The organism is Bacillus sp. EKM208B (genome assembly GCF_011800725.1).
Lineage (GTDB): Bacteria > Bacillota > Bacilli > Bacillales > Bacillaceae > Bacillus > Bacillus velezensis.
Genome location: NZ_JAANHO010000008.1, coordinates 74,815 through 92,366 on the forward strand (window position 1 = coordinate 74,815; position 17,552 = coordinate 92,366).

18 protein-coding genes and 1 other annotated feature are annotated in these 17,552 nt (G+C 49.5%); of the genes, 5 read left to right on the plus strand and 13 right to left on the minus strand.

Going from position 1 to position 17,552, the window contains the following annotated elements:
- The first annotated feature begins 115 nt into the window (after positions 1-115).
- Positions 116-1,111: a DUF5105 domain-containing protein gene (locus G9F75_RS15000; RefSeq protein ID WP_017419346.1), complete on the plus strand. Its 996-nt coding sequence runs from the start codon at positions 116-118 to the stop codon at positions 1,109-1,111.
- Between the two features lie 43 nt (positions 1,112-1,154).
- Here G9F75_RS15000 and G9F75_RS15005 read toward each other — a convergent pair whose 3' ends face one another.
- The 4 genes from G9F75_RS15005 to G9F75_RS15020 all read right to left on the minus strand — a co-directional run bounded on the left by G9F75_RS15005 (position 1,155) and on the right by G9F75_RS15020 (position 5,380).
- The gene (locus G9F75_RS15005) at positions 1,155-2,087 is read right to left on the minus strand and encodes an aldo/keto reductase (protein ID WP_167409205.1); all 933 of its coding nucleotides are present in this window, start codon (positions 2,085-2,087) and stop codon (positions 1,155-1,157) included.
- 128 nt (positions 2,088-2,215) lie between these two features.
- Positions 2,216-3,286 carry a helix-turn-helix domain-containing protein gene (locus tag G9F75_RS15010; protein ID WP_095061498.1) on the minus strand — a complete coding sequence of 357 codons (1,071 nt, stop codon included), beginning with the start codon at positions 3,284-3,286 and terminating at the stop codon, positions 2,216-2,218.
- 137 nt (positions 3,287-3,423) lie between these two features.
- Positions 3,424-4,068, minus strand: a complete 645-nt coding sequence (estA, locus tag G9F75_RS15015; protein ID WP_021495291.1) for a lipase EstA — start codon at positions 4,066-4,068, stop codon at positions 3,424-3,426.
- Positions 4,069-4,264: 196 nt separating this feature from the next.
- Positions 4,265-5,380, minus strand: coding sequence for a type II asparaginase (locus G9F75_RS15020; protein ID WP_021495292.1), 1,116 nt, complete (start codon positions 5,378-5,380; stop codon positions 4,265-4,267).
- Positions 5,381-5,557: 177 nt separating this feature from the next.
- On the opposite strand from G9F75_RS15020, the gene lmrA reads away from it, so the two are divergent.
- Both lmrA and lmr(B) read left to right on the plus strand, forming a co-directional pair.
- Complete coding sequence (gene lmrA, locus G9F75_RS15025; RefSeq protein ID WP_014416828.1) at positions 5,558-6,124, plus strand: transcriptional regulator LmrA; 567 nt, start codon at positions 5,558-5,560, stop codon at positions 6,122-6,124.
- A 36-nt stretch (positions 6,125-6,160) separates the two neighbouring features.
- Positions 6,161-7,600, plus strand: coding sequence for a lincomycin efflux MFS transporter Lmr(B) (gene lmr(B) / locus G9F75_RS15030; RefSeq protein ID WP_007609218.1), 1,440 nt, complete (start codon positions 6,161-6,163; stop codon positions 7,598-7,600).
- 34 nt (positions 7,601-7,634) lie between these two features.
- Here the strand turns inward: lmr(B) and G9F75_RS15035 are convergent, their stop codons facing one another.
- Positions 7,635-8,762, minus strand: a complete 1,128-nt coding sequence (locus G9F75_RS15035) for an aminotransferase class V-fold PLP-dependent enzyme (protein WP_022552533.1) — start codon at positions 8,760-8,762, stop codon at positions 7,635-7,637.
- A 71-nt stretch (positions 8,763-8,833) separates the two neighbouring features.
- Here G9F75_RS15035 and pcp point away from each other — a divergent pair, with 71 nt between their 5' ends.
- Positions 8,834-9,481, plus strand: coding sequence for a pyroglutamyl-peptidase I (gene pcp / locus G9F75_RS15040; RefSeq protein WP_022552532.1), 648 nt, complete (start codon positions 8,834-8,836; stop codon positions 9,479-9,481).
- Here the strand turns inward: pcp and tatC are convergent.
- From tatC to G9F75_RS15060, 4 genes are all read right to left on the minus strand, one after another.
- On the minus strand, positions 9,478-10,203 hold the full coding sequence (tatC, locus tag G9F75_RS15045) for a twin-arginine translocase subunit TatC (RefSeq protein ID WP_021495296.1): 726 nt from the start codon (positions 10,201-10,203) through the stop codon (positions 9,478-9,480). The genes pcp and tatC overlap by 4 nt on opposite strands.
- Positions 10,204-10,264: 61 nt before the next feature.
- Positions 10,265-10,462 (minus strand): twin-arginine translocase TatA/TatE family subunit, encoded by a 198-nt coding sequence (locus G9F75_RS15050; RefSeq protein ID WP_003156681.1) that lies wholly within the window; start codon positions 10,460-10,462, stop codon positions 10,265-10,267.
- A gap of 12 nt (positions 10,463-10,474) precedes the next feature.
- Complete coding sequence (locus G9F75_RS15055) at positions 10,475-12,226, minus strand: alkaline phosphatase D family protein (RefSeq protein WP_014416824.1); 1,752 nt, start codon at positions 12,224-12,226, stop codon at positions 10,475-10,477.
- 263 nt (positions 12,227-12,489) lie between these two features.
- The gene (locus G9F75_RS15060) at positions 12,490-12,918 is read right to left on the minus strand and encodes a cell wall hydrolase (RefSeq protein ID WP_021495299.1); all 429 of its coding nucleotides are present in this window, start codon (positions 12,916-12,918) and stop codon (positions 12,490-12,492) included.
- A gap of 153 nt (positions 12,919-13,071) precedes the next feature.
- Between G9F75_RS15060 and G9F75_RS15065 the strand changes: the two genes are divergently transcribed.
- Positions 13,072-13,455: a DUF2512 family protein gene (locus G9F75_RS15065; RefSeq protein ID WP_003156684.1), complete on the plus strand. Its 384-nt coding sequence runs from the start codon at positions 13,072-13,074 to the stop codon at positions 13,453-13,455.
- A 38-nt stretch (positions 13,456-13,493) separates the two neighbouring features.
- On the opposite strand, the gene G9F75_RS15070 is transcribed toward G9F75_RS15065, so the two are convergent.
- The 4 genes from G9F75_RS15070 to glnK form a co-directional block, all read right to left on the minus strand.
- Positions 13,494-13,658 carry a tryptophan RNA-binding attenuator protein inhibitory protein gene (locus G9F75_RS15070; RefSeq protein ID WP_021495300.1) on the minus strand — a complete coding sequence of 55 codons (165 nt, stop codon included), beginning with the start codon at positions 13,656-13,658 and terminating at the stop codon, positions 13,494-13,496.
- A gap of 88 nt (positions 13,659-13,746) precedes the next feature.
- Positions 13,747-13,997, minus strand: a binding site (T-box leader).
- A gap of 48 nt (positions 13,998-14,045) precedes the next feature.
- On the minus strand, positions 14,046-14,966 hold the full coding sequence (locus tag G9F75_RS15075; RefSeq protein WP_095061510.1) for a macrolide 2'-phosphotransferase: 921 nt from the start codon (positions 14,964-14,966) through the stop codon (positions 14,046-14,048).
- A 295-nt stretch (positions 14,967-15,261) separates the two neighbouring features.
- On the minus strand, positions 15,262-16,209 hold the full coding sequence (gene glnL / locus G9F75_RS15080) for a glutamine utilization two-component system response regulator GlnL (protein ID WP_094296344.1): 948 nt from the start codon (positions 16,207-16,209) through the stop codon (positions 15,262-15,264).
- A 1-nt stretch (position 16,210) separates the two neighbouring features.
- The gene (gene glnK / locus G9F75_RS15085; protein WP_109566664.1) at positions 16,211-17,503 is read right to left on the minus strand and encodes a two-component system sensor histidine kinase GlnK; all 1,293 of its coding nucleotides are present in this window, start codon (positions 17,501-17,503) and stop codon (positions 16,211-16,213) included.
- Positions 17,504-17,552 lie beyond the last annotated feature (49 nt).

The following is a 17,552-nucleotide window of genomic DNA, read 5'->3' on the forward strand; positions in this document are numbered from 1 at the left end:
CTTCCTTTTCTTCCAAAAAGATTGATGATTACCAAGACTCTTTTATACAAAACTAGTATAATTAACCTGTCTGTCTTCATGACTATCGAATTAATAACAACAGGGGGTAAACCAGATGTCCATCAAAAAAATGAGCGCCGTGTTTTTCATTCTGCTTCTCACGGCATTTACCGCCGCATGCAGCAGCGAAACGAGCGGCGGCCAGGAAAGCAGCACGGCGAAAGTGAAAATAAAAGAGACGGCATGGGCCGCTTCAGACGATACTGAACATTCGGCCGCGCTGAAAGTAACGGTCACCGTCAAAAATACGGGCAAAGACCCGCTTACCGTCAAAAGCAGCGACTTCTCGCTTTATCAGGATGACGCAAAAACAGCCAAGGCCGATAAGGAAGACTTGTTGCAGAGCGGCACGCTTCATGCGGGTAAGACAGTGACGGGCAATCTGTACTTCACGGCTGACGAAGGCAAATCCTATGAATTGGTATATCAGCCGCAGGCAAAAGACGCGAAGCCTTTATCTTATAAACTGAAAGTCAAAGGCACAGCCTCAAACGCAAAACCTGACCCGGCGGACGCATTATCCGCCTACATTGATGTGATGCTGTACGGCAAGCACAATAAAGATTTCACCCGCCTGACCGGTGTAAATGAAAAAATGACGGCCGCCGCATATCAGGAATCGGCGAAAGCCAGCTTTATCACCTCAGCAGGCATTTCACAAGAACAGGCGGATTCAAAAGCCATTACCGCTATTATTGACGCCATGTCATCAGCGCTTCGGGATAACACGGAGCTCAAGGTGCATACCAAATCCATGTCAGGCAAAAAAGCCGTCCTTGAAGCAAAAGTGACGCCGCTTGATATGTCTCCGCTTGCGGGCCAGCTGCAAGACCGCGTGCAAGACTATGCCGGAAAGCACCCTGATGCTGATGAAAACGAAATTGTCAGCCACCTTCTTTCTGTCTATCCGGAAGAGTTTATGCGCCTGAAACCGGCTTCTTCTTCCGTTACAAGAGAAATCGAGATGAAGAAAAACGCCCGCGGCCAGTGGTATCTGGATACAGACGCCGATCTGGAAGGATTGACAGAAGCGTTTTTGAAAACGTCCTGACAACAAGAAAGGAAATAGCGCAGGCTATTTCCTTTTTTTATTTTCACTTAAAGATGTCACTGATAAATTGAACCTCATCTTCGGTTAACTGCACATGAAGCGCGTCCAGATTGTGTTTCAGCTGGTCGGGGCGCTTGGCTCCGGGAATGATCGCATCCACCGCCGGCTGCGACAGAAGCCACGCGAGTGCGATATGCGCTGTCTGCACCCCTTTTTCTTCCGCAACGGCCCGAAGCTTATCCACTCGCTCCAGGTTTTGGTGAAAAGCTTCTCCCTGAAACAGCGGCCTGTTCTTTCGGCTGTCCTCAAAGACTGTGTCTTTTGTAAACTTTCCCGTCAGCAAGCCGGAAGCAAGCGGGAAATAAGGAATAAAGGAAATACCGTTCTTTTCACAATAAGGCAGCAGATCATGCTCCGCCTCACGCTGAATCAGTGAATATTCCGATTGAAAAACCTCTAAATAGCCGTCGGCGTTAAACTCCTGCAATTGCCGGAAGCTGAGATTGGACGCGCCGATTGCTCTGATTTTCCCTTCGTCCTTCAGTTCTTTTAACGTGCCCGCCACTTCGGAGAGCGGTGTTTTGCCGTCAGGGAAGTGGACGTAATACAAATCAATCACGTCTGTTTTCAGCCGCTTCAGGCTGTTTTCCGCCTCACTCCGGAGAAATTCACGGCTGTTGTCCAGCTCGATCTGTCCGTTGACCTCTTTGTGCGCGCCTTTTGACGCAATCACGAGGCTGTCCCGCACGCCGCGCTCTGCGACAACTTCACCGATTAACTCTTCGGAACGCCCCAAACCGTATATAAACGCCGTATCAATAAAATTGACGCCGCCGTCCAGCGCTGTGCGGATGAGTTCTTTTCCCGTTTCATCATTAAGATTCGGAAACAGATTATGTCCTCCGACCGCATTAGCGCCAAAGCCGATACGCTTTACCCGTAAATCTGTCCTGCCCAGCGTACGTGTCTCATCCATGGCTCAGGCTCCCTTCCTTTTATCGCTCTGTTTAGTATTAGATAGACGGTAAGAATTATCCTGCCTGAGAGCCTATCTATAGAAAAAACCTTGAAAAGCGTTTGCCCTTCAAGGTTTTTTGCTGTGTATTAAGATGTCAGAGCTGCGGCGAAGCGTTCGGCTTCATCCGTGAGAGCACCCTCGATTTCCTTATAGCGGCTGGAAATCGTTGAGGCGCTGACGCCGTACTTCTTCGCCAGCTTGGCTTGAGAAACGGACGCGCCGTTCAGAGAAATGCTGTTCACGTAATATTCGACCGCCGCTGCGAAAGCTTCAGGCTTTCTGATCGTCGGTGTTTTTTTGACACAGAACGTTTTCCACAGATCAATCACGGCCGGAACCAGCTCAGCCGGGTATTCATCCCCGCTCAGGCCTTTTTCAATGGCGTCTGCCGTTTCCTTCTCCATGTCGTTGGCCCACTCTGTCTGTTTTTCTTCAGCAGCCTGCTCAGGCTCTTCCGCCGTTGTTAAAAGAGCGGCCAGCACAGTGTCGAAGTTTTCCTGCATAAAGCGCTCAGGCGATTTTCCTTCCGCAAGGGCCGGGGCCGCCGCCTTTTTCACTTTGCTGATTAGAGCTTCGGTCCGCTTCACAGGGAAGATCGTAAATTGCATGAAGAACTCCGCTTTTTCCGCTTCGTGGATCGGATAGCCTAGAATCAGGCTTCCCGCCGGCGGAAGATCCTGCTGGCTGACGTCCATTTCCACTTTGAATTGTTTCTTCGTCATCACATCTTCAAAGTGAATCATTCCTTCTTTCACATCTTCAAGCACCATAACGGCAGGTGTCATGCTTGTCCATGATTCAACGATTTCCCGTGTTTTCGGGCGGTTGATGCCGCCGGCTTTTTTCTGAAGATATTCTTCAAAAATCGTCTTGCCGCCTGCCAGCGGACGGAAGAAAATTCCCCAGATGCCGAGGTTGAAGACTCCGATGTCTTTTGTCTGTCTGTCCAGCTCCGTAATGAACGCGTGCTGGTTAATAAATGATGATATGCCGTCTCTATGTGCTGTAAAGGCGTACTCCATTAGGCTTTCCTGAATCTGTTTCGCTTCTTTTGCCGCGATGTCTGCCGGAATGGCAGCTTCTTTGCTTCCGCAGCATTTTTTATATTTCTTCCCGCTGCCGCATGGGCAAGGGGCATTTCTTTTCACTTTTCCCACAATAAACCCTCCGAATTCTGATATAACTTTATTATTTTAACAAAAATAACTTCAGAGGGCTTGGTTTACGGCGAAAAAAGAATATGGAAGAAAAAAAAGACCCCGGGGTATTCTCATTCTCCGGGGCTTTGAAACTGTTAATTTGTATTTTGTCCGCCGCCGTTCAGACCTTCTTTAATCAGCCCGTTTACTTGGCTGTTCATCAAAAGTCCGATGTGTCCGACACCGTGAATCTGCACGTTTTTCCCGCCGATCAGCCGTGACAGCGGGTTCAGGACGATTAAGTCCGCTGAGCTGTAAATCGATGTATATAAAATCTTTTGGTTCGGATCAGTCCCCGGAAGCGCCCGGTTGGTCACAAGGCCGTTCGCTCCGCCCAGTGTGACGACGTTTGCGATTTTGTCTCCGCCGTCAAGATTTTTAATGTAATAGAGCGTGTTGGCGCCCCCCATGCTGTGCGCGACGATATCGACTTTACTCGCACCTGTTTCGCTGAGCACTTTTTTCACGTAATTGGACAGTCTCGGCGCATTGTGTCTGTTGTTTCCGGTTTTGTCTAAGAAATCGATGGCGTACATCTCTTTTCTTGACCAGCCTTGGGATGCCAAGTATGTTTTGATTCCCGCGAAGTTAAAGGACGCCCCGCCGATTCCGTGGACCATGACAACAGGGTTATGCCCTGAGGAGGCTTTCGATACGGTCGGCTGGAAGGCAAATACGGAAATGACGGACAGCATACAAACTGTAAGGATGACTAGGATTTTGCTTTTTATATGTTTCATGAACTTTCCTCCTGCTATGTAATATTTTTGCAGTTTTCATTCTATTAGAGGAGAAAAGGAAAAAATAGTGTATTTTTTACTGTTTTCAACAATTTAAAAAAGAGCGGAAAAATGAGAAAGACGCCCCTTTCCCGAAAGCACGCTTATGCTTTAATACGGCATACCAAAAAAGGAGAGAACACCCGGTTCTCTACTCCTAGTACTCATTGAAATAGGTTTGAATCCGCTTAGGGTCATGCGTTTTTGTCAGCGAAAGCATCAGAAGAATCCGCGCTTTTTGAGGGTTGAGAGAGTTTGAAGCTGTCAAATGGTCTTTTTCATACTCTCGATTAGGTGTTACCGTTCCGTTTCCCGTCCTTGTGGAGCGGACGACCGCCAGCCCGCTTTTGACCGACTTTACGGCGCCTTTTTGGGCCTCATCAGACATTGAGCCGTTTCCCGGGCCTGCAAAAATAATGCCTTGCGCTCCTGATTTTACGGCGGCTTCAAAGAGATAGCTTCCGTCATTTTGATAGCCGTATATAATATCGACCTGCGGCAGTTTATCAAGTTTATCTATCTTGAAATCTGTATCCTTCGTATGCTTTCGGGTCATGATGTTATTAAAATAGACGGCATCAGCAATTGTTCCGATATAACCCATTTCTTCCGATTTGAATGTGTCGGCCGCGGTTGTATTGGTTTTTGTCACATAGCGCGCCGAAGCGATTCTGTCATTTAATACGACAAGCGTCCCCTTGCCTTTCGCATCAGGCGCAGCCGCTGTTTTTACAGCGTTATATAAGTTGGACGGCCCGTCCGCTCCGAGCGCCGTGGACGGCCTCATTGACCCGGCGACAACAACGGGCTTGTCACTTTTGACCGTCAGATTGAGAAAGTAGGCGGTTTCCTCAAGTGTGTCTGTTCCATGTGTAATGACAATGCCGTCTGTATCATCAGACTTGAGCAGCTTGTTTACCCGTTTTGCAAGTTTCAGCAGTGTCTCGTTATTCATATTCTGGCTGCCGATATTCACAACCTGTTCTCCGCTCACATGCGCGACCTCTTTTATCTCCGGAACGGCCTGAATCAGGGCATCAACTCCGATTGCCCCCGCCGTGTACTCCGTAGCGGACGTCTTTGAAGGAGCAGCGCCTGCAATTGTGCCGCCGGCGGCAAGAATTTTAATATTCGGAAGTCCGTCTTTTTTCGCTGGGGCTGCGGCTGGCATCCCGGGCGGTGTTTCTTTCGCTTGAGGAGATTGGGAGCAGCCGGCCGCGATGAAGAGCAGAGCCGTGATAAATGTAATGAAGGGCATGAATTGTTTTTTCATTCTTTTCTCTCCTTTTCTTTATTTATGAAGTTTTTCCTCTCACCGGTCAACGCGCTTGTCAGGCATTCTTCCGAAGAAAATAACCGTTAAAAAACCTTGACACCGTCATGCGAAATCAAGATAATAGACCAGTCACTATATTTTAAATTTGTCAAAAATCAGTAAGGTGGGAACATTATGAGCTATGGAGATTCTCGTGAAAAAATCCTCGCCGCGGCAACCAGGCTGTTTCAGCTTCAGGGGTATTACGGCACGGGGCTGAATCAGATTATTAAAGAAAGCGGTGCGCCGAAAGGTTCTCTTTACTATCATTTTCCGGACGGCAAAGAGCAGCTCGCCATTGAGGCTGTCAATGAAATGAGCCATTATATCCGTATGAAAATAAAAGAAAGCCTTGATGCCCATCCTGATCCTGCGGAAAGCATTCAAGCGTTTTTACAGGACTTATCAAGCCAATTCACATGTCCGGAGAACTTTGAAGGGTTTCCTGTCGGTTTACTGGCTGCCGAGACGGCTTTAAAGAGCGAAAAGCTCCGGCAGGCCTGTCAATGCGCTTATCAGGAATGGGAGAATCTGTTCGCGGGCAAATTGAGATCAGCCGGTTTTTCTGATGAGAAAGCGGCGGAAATCAGCACTGTTTTAAATGCCATGATAGAAGGCGGCATCATTGTGTCCTTAGCCAAAAAAGACAAAATGCCGATCCTCCATATTTCTAAACAAATCCCGAACCTGCTGAAGACATAAAATACGAGAGACATGTACGTATAGAAAGAGAGGAGAATGATTTTGGAAAACGCTCAGCCTTCCAAACAATATAAAGTCATGCCGATCATGATTTCTTTACTGACGGCAGGGTTTATCGGCATGTTCAGTGAAACGGCGCTGAATATCGCCCTGACTGACCTGATGAAGGAGTTACATATCACTCCTGCGACCGTCCAGTGGCTGACGACGGGCTATCTGCTCGTTCTCGGTATTCTTGTCCCGGTATCGGGTCTGCTTTTGCAATGGTTTACGACGAGACAGCTGTTTATCGTTTCACTCGCTTTTTCCATTATCGGCACGCTGATTGCAGCGCTTGCGCCGAGCTTTCCGTTTCTTTTGGCGGCAAGAATCGTGCAGGCTTTAGGAACCGGGCTGCTGCTGCCGCTGATGTTTAATACAATCCTCGTCATCTTCCCGCCGCATAAGCGCGGAGCGGCAATGGGGACGATCGGGCTTGTCATCATGTTCGCTCCTGCGATCGGTCCGACGTTTTCAGGGCTTGTGTTAGAGCATTTGAACTGGCATTGGATTTTCTGGATTTCCCTGCCGTTTCTTGTGTTGGCTCTTTTATTCGGCATCGCCTACATGCAGAACGTGTCTGACATTACAAAACCGAAAATTGACGTGCTTTCCATTATTCTGTCTACGATCGGGTTTGGCGGCATCGTATTCGGATTCAGCAATGCGGGCGAAGGATCAGACGGCTGGTCAAGCCCGACGGTTATCGGTTCACTCACTGTCGGTGCGATCGCGCTCATCTTATTTTCCATCAGGCAGCTGACAATGAAGCAGCCGATGATGAATCTGCGCGCTTTCCGCTATCCGATGTTTGTTCTCGGTGTCGTGATTGTGTTTATCTGTATGATGGTTATCTTATCGACAATGCTCCTATTGCCTATGTATTTACAAAGCGGACTGATGCTGACGGCGTTTACGTCCGGGCTCATCCTGCTGCCGGGCGGTATTTTAAACGGCTTTATGTCTCCGGTGACGGGGCGCCTGTTTGATAAATACGGACCGAAGTGGCTTGTCATTCCCGGATTTGTCATCACGGCAACTGTGCTTTCGTTTTTCTCAAACATTAACGGCGCTTCAACGGCGCTTCTGATTGTCGCGCTTCATACATGCCTGATGATCGGCATTTCCATGATCATGATGCCGGCGCAAACGAACGGCTTAAACCAGCTGCCGCCGGAATTTTATCCGGACGGAACGGCCATTATGAATACGCTCCAGCAGATGGCCGGCGCAATCGGCACTGCGGTGGCGGTCAGCATCATGGCTGCCGGCCAGAAGAATTATATGAGCACCGCGAAAAACCCGAATGATCCTTCCGCATACTCTCACGCGCTGATTGCGGGCGTCCAGCACGCCTTTATCTTCGCGATGATTGTCGCTGTTATCGGCTTGATCAGCGCCTTCTTTATGAAACGGGTCAAAGTGAATCACTCATAAGAAAACAGCAGGCTCCCCGTGAGTCTGCTGTTTTTTATATACCGCGCGCTTCAGCCAGTTCATCAATCGCATAGATCAGATCATCGGCCGTGTTATAGAAATGAGGCGCCAGCCGGATGATTTGTCCGCTGGGTGCGCATACGATGTTTTTCCGCCTCAACAGCGCAGCCGTTTCCGCCGCTTTTTCATCCCGTATGGAAATCATGCCGGGTCTGTCATCGGCAGACGGCGGCCCTGTGAGATTCAGTCCTTTTTCAGAAGCGTATTCATACGCAAATGCGCTGAGTTTTTTTACTTCTTGGTGAATGCGGTCTGTGCCGGCATCGTTTACTAGAGATAAAGCCGCCTGTGCCGCATATATGCTGATAAATGCCGGGGTTCCGGTCTCAAAGCGTTTGGCTCCGTCCGCATAAGAAAAACGGGTTAAATCCAGCATCGACGCCCGCTGCTGCCCGAACCACCCGGTGACTTTCGGCTTCAGCCGTTCGGCAAGTTCCTTTCTGACATAAAGAAACGCCGTTCCCGGTATGCCGAGCATATACTTTCTCGCACCCGCGGCCAGCATATCAACTCCCCATTCTTTTACATCAATCGGGATGTGCCCCGCCGATTGATAAGCATCGACAAAAAGAAGCGATCCCTTCTTTGCGGATATCTCGGCAATGCGCTTCATATCCTGGACAAAACCGGACGTATATGACACATGGGGCACACAGGTGAAAAGCGTCTGTTCCGATATGTACGTCTCATACCGCTCTAACGGGATCATTCCATCTTCAGACGGCACGACTGAAAGCTCCATCTCAGTCTGCGCCTTCAAAATGTGGGCGATCGCCGGAAAATCCAATTCCGTATACACCGCCTGTTTCTTTCGGCAATCCGGTAAAGCAGAAATGACGGCCGAGACAGCAGCCGTTACTGAAGGTAAAACGGCGATTTCTTCAGGATGGGCGCCGATCAATTTCGCAAATTCACACCTTGCCTGCTCCGTTCGTCCAATGGCTTCTTCCCAGTTTCCGCCATGCTGAAGCAGGCTTTCCTGGTAGTCATTGATCGCTTTTGAAACCGGCAGGGCAAGAGCGCTTTGAGAGCAGCTGGCGAGCATCGTATGTGTGCGGAGCGCCGGAAATAAAGATCGGTATTGCACCAGAGGCGAATTCAAGACATGTTTCCCCCTTCGGCAGGAATATATGTCCATTATAGAGTATGGTAAAAAGAAAAGGAGGGTTTTATATGGAGAAAAAAGTATTGCTGACAGGCTTTGACCCCTTCGGCGGGGAAACGGTCAATCCTTCATGGGAAGCGGTCAAACGGCTGAACGGTGCCGCTGAGGGCCCCGCCTCTATCGTATCTGAACAAGTACCGACCGTTTTTTATAAGTCCCTTGCCGTGCTGCGCGAGGCGATCAAAAAGCATCAGCCTGACATTATCATCTGTGTCGGACAGGCAGGCGGCAGAATGCAGATCACGCCGGAACGGGTCGCGATCAATCTCAATGAGGCGCGCATACCGGATAACGAAGGAAACCAGCCTGTCGGGGAAAACATTTCTCAAGACGGTCCCGCGGCCTATTGGACCGGCCTTCCGATCAAACGGATCGTTGAGGAAATCAAAAAGGAAGGCATTCCCGCGGCTGTATCCTACACGGCGGGGACGTTTGTATGCAATCACCTCTTTTACGGCCTGATGGATGAAATCGCCTGCCATCATCCCCACATCCGCGGCGGGTTTATACACATCCCGTACATTCCGGAGCAAACTTTGCAGAAGTCTGCGCCGAGCCTCAGCCTGGATCTCGTGACAAAAGCGCTCAAAATCGCCGCGGTGACCGCCGCGGCGCATGAGGACGATATTGAGACCGGCGGAGGCGAACTTCACTAAGCTGCAGACGGCGCCTCGGCCCATTTCTTCCGGTAAACGATGCGGGACAGCGTCACACTGATTTCATAGAGGACGAGCAGCGGAATCATGACGAGAAAGTCAGACATAAAATCCGGAGGCGTAATCAGCACAGAGACGACGATCAGCACAAAATACGAAAGCTTCCGCGCCTTTGCCAGCCGGGTTGGATTCACGATTCCGAGCCGTGTCAGAAACATGACGGCCAGAGGCATTTCAAATAAAAATCCGAACGGCAATGTAAGATTCAGCATAAAGGTAAAATACTTGTCCGCCGTAAATACCATGTCAAAATGGCCGGCGGACAATTGTGTTAAAAATCCGAGCACAATCGGAAACAGCACAAAATACCCGAAGGAAATTCCGATGATAAACAAAACCGAAAGCCCCGGAATGTAAAGCAAAGCGGCGCGGCGTTCAAACGGGGTCAAAGCCGGCGCCGTAAAACGCCAGAGCTGAAAGGCCGCAACCGGAATCGTTGCCGTAAGGGCGCATATTCCCGCAATCATCATATACACCCATAAAATCTCGCTCGGCCCTAAAACGGCCAGCCTGCCATCCAAATCCTTGATCAGCCAGTCATAAATATCCTGCACAAACCAGCAGGCGCCGATAAAACACACGAGAAAGGCGATAACGGTTTTAATGAGACGCTGCCGGACTTCCTCTAAATGCCCGATCAAGTGGGTTTCTTTTTTATCCAATCGTACATCCTCCTTATAGAGAAAGAGGCAGAAGCGGATTCGTCTGCCCCCATGTCAGGATTCAGCCTGCCGTTTTGTCTTTCTCAGCCGTCTGCTTGTCCGGCTCTTCATTTGAGACCAGTGTTTTTGCGGCGCTTTTAAATTCAAGCAGCGTGCGGCCGGCTGCACGGCCGATTTCCGGAAGCTTTGAAGGTCCGAAAATGATGAGAGCGATGACGAAAATCAGGATCAACCCGGGAATGCCGATATTTGAAAACATGAGTGTGCCTCCTTATTGTGAGATTTTGGCCCGTTTCTTTCTCATTTGCTTTTCATGCGCATTGTTATGGGCGAAGAAACGATCCTCTTCCACCTCGTTCGACTGCTTTAAACCGCCTGCAACCGCAGCTTGAGAGACCTTCCGAATCCCCGTCTGGTCTTTCTGATAAATGAATGAAGCCCGCGTGGATACCTCAGCCCCCGGCTCCGTCACGTACGGCACCACTCTGTAATCCGCTCTCCATTGGGCAGGGGTCACCGTACAGCGGACATAGCCGCGGTAATCGTTGAAAAACTTAATATGCGGGTTTTGTTTTAAGATCTGATCCGTATCGGCCCGTTTATCCGCCCCGTTTCCTCCAGATGTAATGGAAGTCCCGACGAATTCGGCTCCGAAAATCTTTGAATTCGTTTGGTTAAAATCGGTATGCAGGTTTGACGCCCAGCTTGCGTGAACATCACCTGTCAGCACGATGACATTGTTCAGATTTTTGCTTTTTATAAAATTGATGACCCGCTCCCGCTGAGCCGGGTAGCCGTCCCATGAATCCATGCTGTATATCGGATTGGCGGTTGTTCCGAAATTCCATTGCGCGAAAAAGATTTGCTGCGCCAGCACATTCCACTTCGCTTTTGAGGCGGCTAAATTTCCGAAGAGCCATTGCTCCTGTTCTGTCCCCATCAATGTACGCTTCGGGTCTCTCCACTCATCAGAAGGCGGCTTATTCCCGTCGCCGTTGGCCTGATCATCTCTATACTGTCTTGTATCAAGCACATTGAACGATGCCAAATTGCCATAAGAAAATTGCCTGTACAGCCGCATATCAGGACCGTTCGGCAATGACATGCGCCTGAGCGGCATGTGTTCATAATAAGCCTGATAAGCTGCGGCCCTCCTGAGCACAAACGCTTCAACGGATTGGCCTTTTTCAGGGATAACATTGGCATAATTGTTTTCCACCTCATGATCGTCCCACGTCACGACCCACGGAAATGCGGCGTGGGCGGCTTTCAGATTGGCATCAGAGCGGTATTGGGCATGACGGTTGCGGTAATCTGACAGTGTATACACTTCAGCGCTGCTGTGCGTCCTGACATTTCCCGTTTTTGACACATATTCGTTCGGTCCGTATTCATAAATGTAATCTCCGAGATGGAACACGAGATCAAGCTTTTCCTTCGCCATATGTTTATACGCCGTATAATAGCCGTGTTCATACTGCTGGCATGAGGCAAACGCAAACGTCATGGCGGATACGTCAGCGCCGGGAGCGGGCAGCGTTTTCGTCCGGCCGACGGGACTGAGCTCATGCCCGCTTTTAAACCGGTAATAGTACACTTTATTGGGCTTGAGCCCGTCCGCCTCGACATGGACGGAGTGTCCGAGATTCGGCTTGGCCATTTCCGTTCCGCGTTTGACGATGTGACGGAAATGTTCATCAGTAGCGATTTCCCATTTTACCGGCACGGCCTGCTTCGGCATGCCGCCCCCATTCAGCGGGTCCGGGGCAAGACGCGTCCAGAGAATGACGCTGTCAGACAGCGGGTCGCCGGAGGCTACGCCGAGGGTGAACGGATAGTTTGAAAATTTCGGAGCGGCATTCACTTCAAACGCGCCGATGGATTGCGCGATCGCTAACCCGAGGGAAAGACCGGCGATTTTCCCGGCGCCTTGTATAAATGCGCGGCGGTCAAACGTATTGTTCTGAAAGCTTTTGTTCTCCAATTCCTTGATCCATTCATCTAAACGGCCGTCATGTGTCATGTCAGTTCCCCTTTCGTCTCATTGATCGCCCTTATTATAAAAAAGAAATGTTAAACCGCTATGAAGAAGTGTGAAGGGTTTGTAAGGCTGAAAAATGGACGGCGGGAGACATTTTTCACATTGTTTCGACAAACCTTGCCCCGCCGGGAGAAAACCCCCTCTGTTTCTTTTTGGCTTGTCATCCGTCAAGCGCACTTTTTTCCTATTTTTCTTCACAAAAAATTAAAAAAACACCGTTCATTCTAAGAACGGTGCGCCCGGGATTAAAATGTATTGTACACGTTTTCGCACGTCTCACCTGTCGGCTGATAGAAGCAGTGGGATCTGAATCTGGCGACAAACGGCTGGCCATACCAAGTCTGCGGGCAGTTGCCCGGCGGCTTAAAATACCACAGGCTGAATTTAGCCGGCCAAAACCGTTCTCCGTTAATCGTCCGGCGGGCAAGCCTCCGCTCAGATTCACGCGGTCTCTGGTAAAAGTATCCGTGAGTCACCGCTTCAAACGCGTGCGGCTGAAACACCATCTGCCTGATGGTGCGCAGGCCTTTAAAATCAGAACAATTCGCCCGCACCCTATTGATTCCCACATTGCCGACCAAAAGCATTCCCTGCTTCCCTTCGCCTTCCGCTTCCGCCCTGAGCAGCCTTGCCATTAGATCGACATCGGCGCTCGACGCTTTTACGACTGCCATCATGACACCTCCCGTATTTTCTCCTTTCATCATATTCAGCAGCGGCCCAGTGATGACAGCCAAAAGCCAGAAAACAAATGTTCACGAAAAAAGGGTTTATATTTCACGTTATGAGGAAACATACTAACATGATTTCCATAAGGAGGAATTCGCATGGAACACATTAAAGCGCTTGCCATTAAAGGCATTATGACCATCATTATTCTGTATCTGATACTCGGCTTAGGTTTTCGCTTTACATTCGGCGACGTGCTGCTGATGACCATTGTGCTGGGAGCCGTTTCCTACTTTACGGGCGACCTGTACGTGCTTCCGAGGTGGAATAATATCACGGCGGCGTCCGCTGATTTCGGAATCGCGTTTCTTGTTGTCTGGCTGATGGGAATGCCGCTGTCCATGGGCATTTCCGGAGGAAGACTGGCGTTTGCCGCTCTTATTTCCGCCGTCATCATCGCCGTCGGAGAATATTTTTTCCATATCTATCTGATGAGAAAAGACTTGGGCGGGTCCCGTTTTTTAGAACCCCGGTCCGAATAACGTAAAAAAGGCCGGATAACGGCCTTTTTCGTTTGATTTCACTGATCAATATGCTTTCTGATAAAATGCAGCAGCGTATTTCCTTGAGCGGTCAATATGACGCCCTTCGCGCCGCACTTCGGACAGGGCGTCCCTTCCTGCTCCTGGCCGGTTCCTTCACAATGCGGACACGTGAGCTCGAGATCGTCGGTTGCGATCACCATGAATATCCCTCCTTTTTTGATTGTCTGTCCGTCTCCAGTCACTTTCCATGGCCATCACCTCCTTAACAACACAAAAAAACCCCGTCCATCAAAGGACGAGGTTTTCGCGGTGCCACCTTTATTAACGGCTGAAAAGCCATTCTCTCAAAAAGTACAGAAACAAACGGTTTCAATACTCCTTTCTTGATAACGGGGAAAGAATCCCGGCACCGCCTACTGTCATTTCAGCGCAGCAATTCAGAAGCCCATTCGGCACCGGACGGGGATCGGTTCACAGCGGCCACCGACTCTCTGAACCCCGCGCGCTGATGCGTACTTACTCTTCCTCAGCATTGTTCATCCGTTCTTTTATTTTAAAATGTATCATACGCTGTCATCCGGCGGAAGTCAATAACCTTTCGGATCGGACAGGCCGAGCATGTCCCGCGCCATTTGCATATGCTCCTCTTGCCCCGTCTGAAGCGCGAATTTCGCCGTTTCCACGGGATAAGCGGCCTGCCATTCTGTCACATGCTCCTGCATTTTCGGCCAGACGCGCCCGCCTTCAGCTTCGTAGCTCTTCATCAGCCGTTTTGTTTCTTTTTCTCCTAATATCACTTGATAAAGGACAAAATCCTTGGCCGGATCGGCAACCTTTGCCTCTGTCCAATCGAGGAGACCCGTCACACGCTGATTTTCGCCGATCAAAATATGCGGAGGATGCAAGTCGCCATGGATCAGCGCGGAAAAATCAGGCCAGTACGAACTGTCATTTATCCACGTTTGCCATCTTTTCCAAAGCGGCTCTGAGACCCCGATTTCTTTTTTTATGTGATCCATTGATTCCGCCGCCCTTTGCCTGACGTCATCCGGTTTTATGATTTCAATTCCGGATCTGGAGGCCGCATCCGGGTCTGCCCCGTGCAGCTCGGCTAATGCCGCGGCAAGCGAGCCGACAAAACCGTCTGAAGGCGGCTCGTGTTCCATATTCCAGACATACTGTTTCTTATCCAGATCAATTGCGGCAGCTGGTATTCCGTCCAGTTTCGGATAAGCGATCAGTTCCGGTGTATGAATCCGCCAATCGGGCACTGCTACCGCGGCATGGCTGCGGAGAAACGCGAGAACGCCGCTTTCTGCAGCCGCTCTTTCGATAACATCGGGACGGCGCGGCTTTCGGAGCACCCATGTCATGCCGCTGTCATCTTCAGCAAATACGACTTGGAAGTCCATACCCGTTTCATTTATGTCCGCCCCTTCATATTTTAACCGTAAGCCATTTTCCTTTGCGATGTTCAGAACGGTTTCTATTTCCCTTTGTTTTGTCACTTCGTTTCCCCATTTCCCTTATTTACTGACACAGAGCTTCGCCTGAGGCGGAGGAGAAAGAGATATGTGAAGACGCCAAAAAGAGGGCGGCATAATCGCCGCCCCCTCATTATTACTTCAGGTTCCTTTATTCAGGCAGACAATCCCGGTTTCCTCCGCGCTCAAGGCAGAGACATTGACACTATTTTATTAGTGCGAAAACCGGATTTTGACTTGCCATCAGGACCCCTCCGTTCTTTCTTAGTTAACATTATTTTACACAAAAACCTTATATACGTAAACCCTATTTATCAGCTTACCGGATGCCTCCGCTGACAAATTTTGATCCTTCGCGTAAATCTTTCGCCTCCAAAAAGAAGACGTGAATGAATTTTTTCATATTCACTTTAACCGGAGAAAGCGGCACGGTTTCCTTAGCCTGCATTTCTTTCATTCTCTTGCTGACAGCGGGGAAATCAAAGAATTTCGAGGCGTAATATTCAAATTTGGGGTTTGAAAAATCAGTTGTGCCCAATGAAGCGAAATGGTTTAACGAATGAATGACGGCCCTTCTGATCCGCTGTTCCGAGGCCTTGATTTCTCTGTTAACCTCGGCTTGTGCCGCCGCAGGCCCCAGCTTCCGGATGGCGACGTTTGTAAACATCTGCTTTAAAGACGGGATGTTTCTTTCCGCCTGTTCATCCTCAAATAAATAGTGAAGGACAGCCATAAGGTCATGCGCCCCGCTTTCTCCCACGATGCCTAATTCCGATAAAAGAAATTTTCCTGTTTCTTTGATTGATTTCTCGTGCATCCCCCCCGGCCCGCTTTTTTTCGGCTCATTCCGCTGAATAAGACGGCTTAACGAGTGTTGGATGTCGCCGATCGAGGTTTCCAGTTCAATCCGCTCTTTTACTTTTCGCAATACGGTGACGATCTCGATTTTGTTGATCGGTTTGTGGATAAAGTATTCGATGCCGAGAGAATAAGCTTCTCCCACCATTTCCTTTGCCTCCACCTGCGATATCATCACCGCTTTTCCGTTGTACGATCCCTGAAGATGCCGGATCGTCTCAATCCCGTCCCGCCCCGGCATCAGCAGATCAATTAATAAAATATCGACTTGTTTAAAATGGAGATAATGCCCTTCAATCTGGCTTCCGTCCTCTGCCTCACCGACGACTTCGCCTAAGTCCTCGTCCTCGATCATCTGTTTTAAAATGGAACGGATCGCCCGGTCATCATCAGCTATAAAAAAACGCATATTATGAGTTCATCCTTTCTGCAATCAAATGCTTCACCGGCAGTTTAATCGTAAATATGACGCCTTTTGGCTTGTTATGAAAGGAAATGTCTCCGTCAAGTTCAGTTACGATTTCCTTCACGTAAGTAAGCCCGATGCCCGTTGAAGGTGTGCCGAATTCATCGTATTTGGACGTAAATCCGGGATCATAAACGACCTCTCCGATTTTTTCCGGAATGCCGGGACCGTCATCTTCCGCCTCAAATTCGGCGATCTCCCCCTCCGCCCTGCGCAGCGCGAGGCGGATCTCACCCCTGTCACCCATGGCTTCGACGGCATTGGCGGTCAGATTATTTAAGATCGACAAGACGGTAAAGACGTGATAATCGGGATGCTCTCCTTCAATCACGCTCCGGAATTGAATGTCCTTGCCTAAAGATTCGGCGTATTTTTCATTGATTCGGATGACGATGCCGACCAGAGCGGCGGCATTCATGTAATCCCGGAATCTCTCATTGGAAATCAGCTTCGACAGGCCGGCGAATATTCGCTGATTGTCTTTTTTCACTTCATGAATTTCTCCCGCAAGGCGCAGCATTCGGCTCCCGAGCTCCCGGTCGTTCCCGCTCATTTCCCGATATAGCTGATAGGATTCTTTCGTCACATGCTCCGTCGTTTTCAGCGTTTTTTTCAAATGAATCGTTTCTTCATATAAGTTAGACACAATCATCAGCATGTGCTCATGCTGCTTTCTCGTTTGTTTTTCCCTGACCTGAGATTCGTGCAGCTTCATCACGTTGAAAAAACTCAGCACAATAAATGTGTGAGAAACAGCGATAACCGCAATATCCGCCAGCTTGTCCGGCATCATAATCTGCCGGCCGCCGGAAAACTGAACCGTCATTTCAACGGCATCGGACGCAATTTCAATGAGAAAACCGAGAAACCCGATCATCAGCGGCCGATCCCAAAAAAGCCTGACCTTCAGCACATAAAACAAGCAGGCATATGTAAAGTAAAAAAAGAAACTGGGATATTGGCTGAAAAAAGCCTCCGTAAAGCCGGCATGCTCTCCTCCCCAGCACGCCAGGCCGATCCGGAATGCCACAACGGCTGCACCTGTCAACAGCCCTGACAATACTGCCGGCACATGCCGAAGCAGCAGCAGAAAAAAGAAAAAAGCCGGGGCGCCGAAGCTGATCCGATATACCTCATTCAGGGGGTAAAATTTCAGTTCCCCCGCCAGCGGCACGGTGATCAGCATAAGGGCGAAAAGATAGCCGTCTTTTTTCAGTAAATAGTCGAGCCTGATCATAATCACTTCCTTCTTCTGTCTATTTTGAACAAGACCGATACAGTCCGCA

What these genes read in the sequence shown, in the direction of transcription:
- G9F75_RS15000 (WP_017419346.1), top strand. Translation starts at nt 116, where the DNA reads ATGTCCATCAAAAAAATGAGCGCCGTGTTTTTCATTCTGCTTCTCACG.
- G9F75_RS15005 (WP_167409205.1), bottom strand. Translation starts at nt 2,087, where the DNA reads ATGGATGAGACACGTACGCTGGGCAGGACAGATTTACGGGTAAAGCGT.
- estA (WP_021495291.1), bottom strand. Translation starts at nt 4,068, where the DNA reads ATGAAACATATAAAAAGCAAAATCCTAGTCATCCTTACAGTTTGTATG.
- G9F75_RS15020 (WP_021495292.1), bottom strand. Translation starts at nt 5,380, where the DNA reads ATGAAAAAACAATTCATGCCCTTCATTACATTTATCACGGCTCTGCTC.
- lmrA (WP_014416828.1), top strand. Translation starts at nt 5,558, where the DNA reads ATGAGCTATGGAGATTCTCGTGAAAAAATCCTCGCCGCGGCAACCAGG.
- pcp (WP_022552532.1), top strand. Translation starts at nt 8,834, where the DNA reads ATGGAGAAAAAAGTATTGCTGACAGGCTTTGACCCCTTCGGCGGGGAA.
- G9F75_RS15050 (WP_003156681.1), bottom strand. Translation starts at nt 10,462, where the DNA reads ATGTTTTCAAATATCGGCATTCCCGGGTTGATCCTGATTTTCGTCATC.
- G9F75_RS15055 (WP_014416824.1), bottom strand. Translation starts at nt 12,226, where the DNA reads ATGACACATGACGGCCGTTTAGATGAATGGATCAAGGAATTGGAGAAC.
- G9F75_RS15060 (WP_021495299.1), bottom strand. Translation starts at nt 12,918, where the DNA reads ATGGCAGTCGTAAAAGCGTCGAGCGCCGATGTCGATCTAATGGCAAGG.
- G9F75_RS15065 (WP_003156684.1), top strand. Translation starts at nt 13,072, where the DNA reads ATGGAACACATTAAAGCGCTTGCCATTAAAGGCATTATGACCATCATT.
- G9F75_RS15070 (WP_021495300.1), bottom strand. Translation starts at nt 13,658, where the DNA reads ATGGTGATCGCAACCGACGATCTCGAGCTCACGTGTCCGCATTGTGAA.
- glnL (WP_094296344.1), bottom strand. Translation starts at nt 16,209, where the DNA reads ATGCGTTTTTTTATAGCTGATGATGACCGGGCGATCCGTTCCATTTTA.
- glnK (WP_109566664.1), bottom strand. Translation starts at nt 17,503, where the DNA reads ATGATCAGGCTCGACTATTTACTGAAAAAAGACGGCTATCTTTTCGCC.